Annotated in this window: 7 protein-coding genes; all 7 read right to left on the bottom strand. The window is 33.2% G+C overall.

Translation table 11 applies throughout. The features are described 5' to 3' along the window. The coding region (locus tag CX675_RS20080; RefSeq protein WP_240723563.1) for a cbb3-type cytochrome c oxidase subunit I at positions 1-592 on the bottom strand (592 nt) is incomplete at its 3' end. 27 nt (positions 593-619) lie between these two features. Beyond that, positions 620-1777 carry a cytochrome c oxidase subunit II gene (locus CX675_RS01855; RefSeq protein ID WP_130733510.1) on the bottom strand — a complete coding sequence of 386 codons (1158 nt, stop codon included), beginning with the start codon at positions 1775-1777 and terminating at the stop codon, positions 620-622. 19 nt (positions 1778-1796) lie between these two features. Continuing rightward, positions 1797-3137: a quinol:cytochrome C oxidoreductase gene (locus CX675_RS01850; protein WP_130733509.1), complete on the bottom strand. Its 1341-nt coding sequence runs from the start codon at positions 3135-3137 to the stop codon at positions 1797-1799. Positions 3138-3167: 30 nt separating this feature from the next. Continuing rightward, positions 3168-3713 (bottom strand): cytochrome c, encoded by a 546-nt coding sequence (locus CX675_RS01845; RefSeq protein WP_130733508.1) that lies wholly within the window; start codon positions 3711-3713, stop codon positions 3168-3170. Positions 3714-3721: 8 nt separating this feature from the next. Then, complete coding sequence (locus tag CX675_RS01840) at positions 3722-4246, bottom strand: DUF3341 domain-containing protein (RefSeq protein WP_130733507.1); 525 nt, start codon at positions 4244-4246, stop codon at positions 3722-3724. A gap of 7 nt (positions 4247-4253) precedes the next feature. Further along, positions 4254-5663: an NrfD/PsrC family molybdoenzyme membrane anchor subunit gene (nrfD, locus tag CX675_RS01835; RefSeq protein WP_130733506.1), complete on the bottom strand. Its 1410-nt coding sequence runs from the start codon at positions 5661-5663 to the stop codon at positions 4254-4256. 30 nt (positions 5664-5693) lie between these two features. Next, positions 5694-8729: a TAT-variant-translocated molybdopterin oxidoreductase gene (locus CX675_RS01830; protein WP_130733505.1), complete on the bottom strand. Its 3036-nt coding sequence runs from the start codon at positions 8727-8729 to the stop codon at positions 5694-5696. Positions 8730-8764 lie beyond the last annotated feature (35 nt).

Genomic DNA, 8764 nt, shown 5'->3' with positions numbered 1-8764 from the left:
TTACAACATAATTTAAAGATCCCATTAAAGAAGAAGCAATAAAAATTGCCATTGACACTAACCATAAGGTCATTCCTAAACCAGATCCTCCTATAGCTTGAGGCAAGGCGCTTAATGGAGGATAAATTGTCCAACCAGCTGATGCAGGCCCTGATTCTACAAATAAAGAAATTAGCATTATAACTGATGATATGAAAAACATCCAATAAGACAACATATTCATAAAACCGGATGCCATATCTCTTGCACCAATTTGTAATGGAATAAGAAGGTTACTAAAAGTACCACTCAAACCTGCTGTTAAGACAAAGAATACCATGATAGTACCATGTATCGTAACTAATGCTAAGTAAATATCATTACGCATTACACCCCCAGGTGCAAAATTTTCACCTAAAAGAAATTTAAATATACCAAAAGATTGTTCTGGCCAAGCAATTTGCATACGGAATAAAATAGAAAGTAATACCCCTACAATTCCCATAATTAAACCTGTTATCAGGTATTGCTTAGCAATCATCTTGTGATCTAAACTAAAAATATATTTAGTAATAAACGTTTCTTTATGATGACCGTGTTCGTGTGCTGACATAATCTTATATTATTTTAATATCTTAATCTATTTAATAATTTGAGCTACTACTTTTGTAGAATCTACAACAGTTTCTACTGGCTCTACAATTTCAGGTGCTGGTGCTGGGGCAGGTGCATTAGCTTCAGCCCATTGAGAAGCAAGGGTAGGTTTTTCGCTTAACCAAGTTTTAAAATCTTCAGGCGTGTCTACTACAATTTTCATTTGCATATTGTAGTGAGAAGCTCCACAAATTTTATTACAAAGTAATAAGTAATCAAAAGTATAAGGTTCTAAAGCTTCTTCTCCTTTAGCTTTAAGTTCAATACTTTTTTTAGCTCTAATTTTATTTATTTTATCAACTTTAGCAATGATAGCTTCGTCTTCGCGCATTTCTTCAGTAGTCATTGTTGGTACAAAAGCAAACTGTGTTATCATTCCAGGAACACAGTTCATCTGAGCTCTAAAATGAGGCATATAGGCTGAGTGCAATACATCTTGTGATCTCATTTTGAAAACAATCTTTTTCCCTTTTGGTAAATGCAATTCATTAACTACTTTATCATCTTGAGCAGCTGGATCTGATAAATCAACCCCTAAAGTATTAACTCCCTCAATAAATCTAACATTTGCCTTACCTAAAGTATTATCTTCGCCAGAATATCTTGCTTCCCAACTAAATTGTTTTGCATATAATTCTACATAAATTACTTCCTCTTCATCATCATAATACATGATGTTATTCCAAGTATATAATCCATATAAAATTAAACCTGCCAATACAATTACTGGTATAATAGTCCAAACGGCTTCTAATTTATTATTATCTGCAAAATACAAAGCCTTTTGACCTTGTTTTCCTCTATATTTAAATGCAAAATAATGCAATAAAAACTGAGTAATAGTTTGTACAAAAAAGATTAAGTACAAAGAAATAGTCATCAAATTATCTACGTCTGATCCATGCTCAGAAGCTGGAGTTCCTAAAACTAAATTACTCCATTTTACTAAGGAATAAATAGTAAACACATAGATAAAACCAACAAAAGCAAACATTAAGTATCCATTAATACTATTGTCTTTATCATTTGCAACTTCAGAATCTGCTGAATTTGAACCTATTTGAGTTAAATCAAAAATTTTAGTTAATTGCCATATTGCAATTCCAATTAAAACTAAAACAAAGAATATCAATAAACTTGTCATTTGTTTATTTCTTTAAATATTAATAATGAAAATGTTTGCTCTCTTCTATTAAAGGATTTCCTTTAGCGACTAAAGAAGCTTTTGTTAATGTGCTAAACACTACAAAGATAAACAATCCTAAAAAGAAAGCTATTGAACCTAATTCAGACCATCCAATGTACCATTGATCTCCAACAGTTGCTGGCATAATCATGTTATAAAAATCGATATAATGACCACATAGGATAACAATCCCTGCCATTACAACAATCCAAGACAAACGTTTGAAATCGGTATTAATTAATATTAATAATGGAAATACAAAATTCATCACTAACATACCGAAAAATGGTAATTTATAATTTTCAATTCTGAATACAAAATAGGTTACCTCTTCTGGGATATCTGAGTACCAAATTAACATAAATTGTGAAAACCATAAATAAGTCCAGAAAATACTAATACCAAACATAAATTTAGCTAAATCATGGATATGACTAGTATTTACATACTCTAAATAACCTTTAGATTTTAAATATAAAGTAATAAGAGCTATTGTTGTTATTCCACTTACAAAGAAACTTGCAAATACATACCATCCAAATAGAGTACTATACCAGTGAGGATCTACAGACATAATCCAATCCCAAGACATGATTGACTCAGAAACAATAAAGAATACTAAGAAACCAGCTGCCCATTTAAAGTTCTTTTTATAATTTGTAATATCATTAGATTCATCTTGTGCAAGAGAATTCTTTCTTGAAACATATCTATAAATATTCCAACCCGCTAAAAATATAGCTGCTCTTATCAAAAAGAAAGGAACATTTAAATATCCCGCTTTACCTTGTAATAAATGGTCTTTAGCCACTTCAGCTTCATCCATCCAAACAAAAATATGATTTACATGAAAACCAGAAAGCAATAATACAATAAAAAATATGATTGAACCTGGTAATAAATAACCAGTAATTCCTTCCATTACTCTGAATAAAATTGGAGACCAACCTGCTTGAGCTGCTTGTTGAATGGCATAAAAAGCCAAAACTCCAACAGTTAACAACATGAAGAAAATACAGGCTACATAAAATGCTGACCAAGGCTTATTTTGCTGTTGATGTAACACATGCTCTAAATGCGCATCATCATGTCCATGAACATCGTGTTTCACTTCAGCTTTATGTGCATCATGAGTTCCTACATTTTCATGAACTTCATGAGTTGCAGTTTTGCCATGATGACCATCATGTGCATTTTTCATCATTTCTTTAACTTCTTCTTTGTTAGGCACCGACATAAAACCAATACCTATTCCTAAGATTCCTAAAACCATTAGGACAATTGAAAAAGTTTTTAATTTACTTGAAAACGTATACATATTAATAATTTTCAAAAAAGTGTTTTACAATTATAATTCAGACTTCAGTTTTAAAACGTAATCAGCCACTTGCCATCTTTCTTCTTGTGTTAATTGATTAGCATGTGAACCCATGGAATTTAAACCATAAGTAACTACGTGATAAATACTCCCTTCCGTTATTACTCTATCTTTATAACTAGGAACTCCTAAGAATTTTTCTCTTTTTACTAAGTTTCCTTTACCATCTCCTTTTTCACCATGACAAATAGCACAGTAAATATTGAATAATTCTTTTCCTTTCTCATGGTTGATAGAGAGAGAATCTAATGGTGATTTTAAAGTTTCCTTAGCCAAAGCATATCCTTCAGTTGTATTTGGAATTTCATAAGGCACAAAACCTCTCTTTATTGAGCCTGGAGCAGGTAACTGACCTTCTTTACCATTTTTAAAAACTTCATGTTCAGAATACGTTTCATACGGAACGGCTTCATACATGTTAGGAAAAAACTGATAGTTTGGTTTCCCATTATTATGACAAGACGTTGCCATAAAAGTTAAACCTGCAATTGCTACTATTTTATATAAGCTTTTCATATCTTGTATTAATGCTTTTCTATTACTTTAACTTCTACTGCTCCAGTTGACTTAAAGAAAGATATCATATCTTCTTCACTACCATGCACACCTACTTCCATTAAAAAATGATCATCTGTGGTTCTAACATCAGGATTTTCAGCTTTTTTAAAAGGCCATAACTTACTTCTCATGTAAAAAGTAATTACCATTAAATGCGCAGCAAAAAATACCGTCATCTCAAACATGATTGGCACAAAAGAAGGCATGTTGTCAATAAAACTAAAGCTAGGCTTACCTCCAATGTCTTGTGGCCAATCTACAATCATTATAAAACGCATCATAGTAAAAGCAACTGACAAACCAACTAAACCGTATAGAAACGAAGCAATTGCAATTCTAGTTGGCGCTAATCCCATTGCTTTATCTAATCCATGAACAGGAAAAGGAGTGTAAACTTCTTCGATATGATGATGTGCTGCTCTAGTTTGTTTAACAGCTTCCATTAAAACGTCATCATCATTATATATAGCGTGTATAACTTTATTACTCATGATATTATTAATGATTATCTGAATGATTATGTCCGTGTTCTTCTCTCTCTCTTTTATAATTATCTCCAGATGACTTTAAGATAGTCTTAACTTCAGCCTGAGCTATAACCGGGAAGCTTCTTGAGTATAATAAGAATAATACAAAGAAGAATCCTATAGTACCAATAAAGATACCCGCATCAACAAATGTTGGTTGAAACATAGTCCAAGATGAAGGTAAATAATCTCTATGTAATGAAGTAACGATAATTACAAAACGCTCAAACCACATACCTACATTTACAACAATAGAAATAATGAATGAGAAAGCAATACTTGTTCTTAATTTTTTAGACCACATAAACTGAGGTGAAAAAACATTACAAGTCATCATCAAGAAATAAGACCACCAGTAAGGACCAGTTGCTCTATTTAAGAAAGCATATTGTTCATATTCAACTCCTGAATACCAAGCAATAAATAGCTCTGTAATATAAGCACAACCTACTATTGAACCTGTAATCATGATAATGATATTCATTAATTCAATATGTTGGATGGTAATATATTCTTCAAGGTTTGATACTTTTCTCATGATAATTAACAACGTGTTTACCATTGCAAAACCTGAAAAGATTGCTCCTGCTACGAAATAAGGAGGAAGAATCGTTGTATGCCATCCTGGAATAACCGATGTTGCGAAGTCAAAAGATACAATAGTATGCACTGAAAGTACCAAAGGAGTTGCCAAACCAGCTAATACTAATGACACTTCTTCAAAACGTTGCCAATCTTTAGCTCTACCACTCCATCCAAAAGATAACGTTGCATAAATTCTTTTAGTAAACGGCGTAATAGCTCTGTCACGTAACATAGCAAAGTCAGGTAATAACCCAGTCCACCAAAACACTAATGATACTGATAAATACGTCGAAATTGCAAATACGTCCCAAAGTAATGGTGAGTTAAAGTTAACCCACAATGAACCAAATTGATTTGGTATAGGTAATACCCAATATCCTAACCATGGACGTCCCATGTGAATAATAGGGAATAAACCCGCTTGCATTACTGAGAAAATTGTCATTGCTTCTGCAGAACGGTTAATTGCCATTCTCCATTTTTGACGGAATAATAATAATACTGCAGAGATTAGGGTACCTGCGTGACCAATACCTACCCACCAAACAAAGTTAGTGATATCCCAGGCCCAGCCAACTGTTTTGTTTAATCCCCAAGTACCTATACCTGTAGATACGGTATAAATCATACAACCTAATCCATAAAGGAAAGCGGTTAAGGCAATTGAAAATACAATCCACCATTGTTTATTAGCTCTACCCTCTACTGGTCTAGCTACATCTACAGTAACATCGTGGTAAGATTTATTTCCTACTACTAAAGGTTTTCTAATGGGTGCTTCGTAATGAGACGACATAATCCTTTATATTGTTTCTTTAATTAATACTTATTTAACGTTTCTTACTTTTACGTGATAGAATACATTTGGTTTTGTTCCAATGTGCTCTAATAAATGATACATTCTATCGTCTTCGGCTAATTTTGCCACTTGACTCTCTTTATCATTTACATCTCCAAATATCATTGCCCCACTTGTACAAGCTGCTGAACATGCTGTTTGGAATTCACCATCTTTAACTAATCTACCTTCGCGTTTTGCCTGAAGTTTAGTTGCTTGTGTTTTTTGAATACACAATGAACATTTTTCCATAACTCCACGAGAACGTACGTTTACATCAGGGTTTAATACCATACGACCTAAATCATCGTTCATATGATAATCAAACTCGCTATTTTTATTATATAAGAACCAGTTAAAACGTCTAACTTTATATGGACAGTTGTTTGCACAGTAACGTGTACCAACACATCTATTATATGCCATATGATTTTGTCCTTCTTTACCATGAGAAGTTGCTGCAACAGGACAAACTGTTTCACAAGGTGCGTGATTACAGTGTTGACACATTACAGGCTGGAATGCAACCTGCGGATTGTCGGATGGATTTTCCATTGAACTAAAAGTATCAATAGAGTTCATTAATCCTGATGCCCCTTCTTTTAATTCAACATCTCCACTAAATGTTTCTTCATGTGAATAATATCTATCGATACGTAACCAATGCATATCTCTACTTCTTCTCACTTCTGTTTTTCCTACTACAGGAACATTGTTTTCAGCATGACAAGCAATAACACAAGCACCACATCCTGTACAAGCATTCAAGTCAATAGATAAGTTGAAATGATGACCAGTTTCCCTATCAAATGAAGTCCATAAATCAACTTCAGTAGCTGGAGTTTCTTGGTGATCTAAAGACACCATTGGAACTGGATTCCAAACTTCAGCATCTTTAGTATTAAATATTTCTAAAGTCGTTTCTTTGATGATATCACCACGACCCATTAATGTTTTTTGTAACTGAACACAAGCAAACTCATGCTCCCCAGATTCTTTAGTAATAGAAACTGTTTGATTTGAATTTAGGTTCTTATATAATTCATAGGCATTTACACCTACCTGCATTTCTTGCTTTAATGCAGCTTTTTTACCATAACCAAAAGCTAGACCTACAGTACCTACTGCTTGACCTGGCTGGATAATTACTGGTACTTTATTTAAACTCACATTACCTACTTTTAAAGTAACATAACTTCCGTTTAAACCACCATTAGCTACATTCCAATTTTCTAAGCTTAACTTTTCAGCGTCAACTTTAGAAATGGTCACATAATTATCCCAAGATACTCTTGTAATAGGGTCTGGAAACTCTTGCAACCAAGGATTATTTGCTTGCTGACCATCTCCCATACCTGTTTTAGTATATAACACTAAATCAATACCTAAAGATTTAGCTTGAGCTAATTTACTCACAGCAGTTGAAAAATCTACTTCATTTACTGTTAAAGGCATCACTTCGGTAGAAGCAAAACCATCATGAACCATTTGATTCCAAGATTTAGCTGTTACATTTGTAGCTGCATAACCTTTTAAATAGTCGTAGTATGTAGCACTATTTTCAGTCCAAGTTAATAAAGCTTCTTGTAATTGTTTTGTATCAAATAAAGGACGAATAGTTGGTTGTGTCACACTATAATGCCCTCTTTCTAAAGCGATATCAGCCCACGACTCTAAATAATGAGGAGCAGCTGCAGCTATTGTTGTTATTGACGCTGTTTCATCTTCTTTCATAGAAAACGAAACAGATAATTTTACTTTTTTAAGCGCTTCGGTAAAGTCTTTTGAATTTGGTAAAGTATAAACAGGATTTACACCACTCATAATAAGAGTATGCACATTCCCCGCTTTCATATAATCCACTAATTGACCTACTTCTTTAGCATTACCTTTTCTAGTTAATCTAGCATTTTCTGGCATAAATGCTTCTGAAGTAATTGCATTATTAATTGCCAAAACAAGTAATTGCGCATTTACATCATCCAATCCGGTAACAATAACTCCTTTAGATTTAGCAGATTTTAATTGAGCTGCTGCTTTTTTAATATCTGTATTTTTCGGACTTTCTCCTTTAACTACAGCATTATACAAGTCTACTAAAGCATTTTTTTGTTGTGCAATTGTCATTGGAATTCTCTTGTCTGCATTTGCACCCGCTAAAGACATGTTTGCTTCAATTTGAATATGCTTAGACATTTTTCCATTTTTAGGAACTCTACCTTTTGCATAACCTGCATCGTATCCTCCACCTTGCCAATCTCCTAAGAAATCTGCACCTACAGACACGATAACATCTGCTTTAGAAAAATCATAATTCGCTAAAGCACGAACTCCATATACAGCTTCAAAAGCATCTAAAGCATTTGATTCTGAAACTGCATCGTATGTAATATGTTGTACAGTTGGATATTTTACTTTTAAATCTTCAATCAAAGCGTCTGTAGAAGGACTTGCAATAGTATTTGTTAAAAGCACTACAGCTCCACCTGTTGCTTTTGCATCTTCTAAACTTGCTTTTACTTTTGCATTAACTTCTCCCCAAGTTGCCTCTTTTCCGGCTATTTTAGGTTGTTTCAAGCGTAAGCTATCATATAATGAAAGCACAGATGCATGAACTCTAGCATTTGCACCAGTTTTAGCTCCTTCTAAATTGTTATTTTCAACTTTAATTGGACGACCTTCACGTGTTTTAATAAGAATATTTGCAAAATCAAAACCATCAGCAATTGTTGTTGCATAATAATCTGCTACACCAGGAATAATCTCTTCTGGCTGAACAACATAAGGTATAGATTTTACTACAGGACCTTCACATGCAGCTAAAGAAGCAGCTGCAGTACTAAATCCTACATATTTTAAAAAGTCACGACGAGATGTTGCACTGTTTGATAAAGCATTAGAATCTCCTAAAAATTCATCAACAGGAATTTGTTCAACAAACTCATTGTTTCTTAGCGTCTCAACAATAGAACTATTTTCGTTTAGTTCTTCAACACTTTTCCAGTATTTTTTGTTTGATGCCATATTGTATATTGATATTAGCTTCTTAAATTATATTA

The organism is Flavobacterium sp. J27 (genome assembly GCF_004303025.1).
Lineage (GTDB): Bacteria > Bacteroidota > Bacteroidia > Flavobacteriales > Flavobacteriaceae > Flavobacterium.
The sequence above is the reverse complement of the archived record's forward strand: the minus strand, read 5'-3'. Positions and strand labels throughout refer to the sequence as shown.

Coding starts and splice junctions, on each gene's coding strand:
- CX675_RS01830 (WP_130733505.1), bottom strand. CDS start 8,729: ATGGCATCAAACAAAAAATACTGGAAAAGTGTTGAAGAACTAAACGAA.
- CX675_RS01840 (WP_130733507.1), bottom strand. CDS start 4,246: ATGAGTAATAAAGTTATACACGCTATATATAATGATGATGACGTTTTA.
- CX675_RS01850 (WP_130733509.1), bottom strand. CDS start 3,137: ATGTATACGTTTTCAAGTAAATTAAAAACTTTTTCAATTGTCCTAATG.
- CX675_RS01845 (WP_130733508.1), bottom strand. CDS start 3,713: ATGAAAAGCTTATATAAAATAGTAGCAATTGCAGGTTTAACTTTTATG.
- CX675_RS01855 (WP_130733510.1), bottom strand. CDS start 1,777: ATGACAAGTTTATTGATATTCTTTGTTTTAGTTTTAATTGGAATTGCA.
- nrfD (WP_130733506.1), bottom strand. CDS start 5,663: ATGTCGTCTCATTACGAAGCACCCATTAGAAAACCTTTAGTAGTAGGA.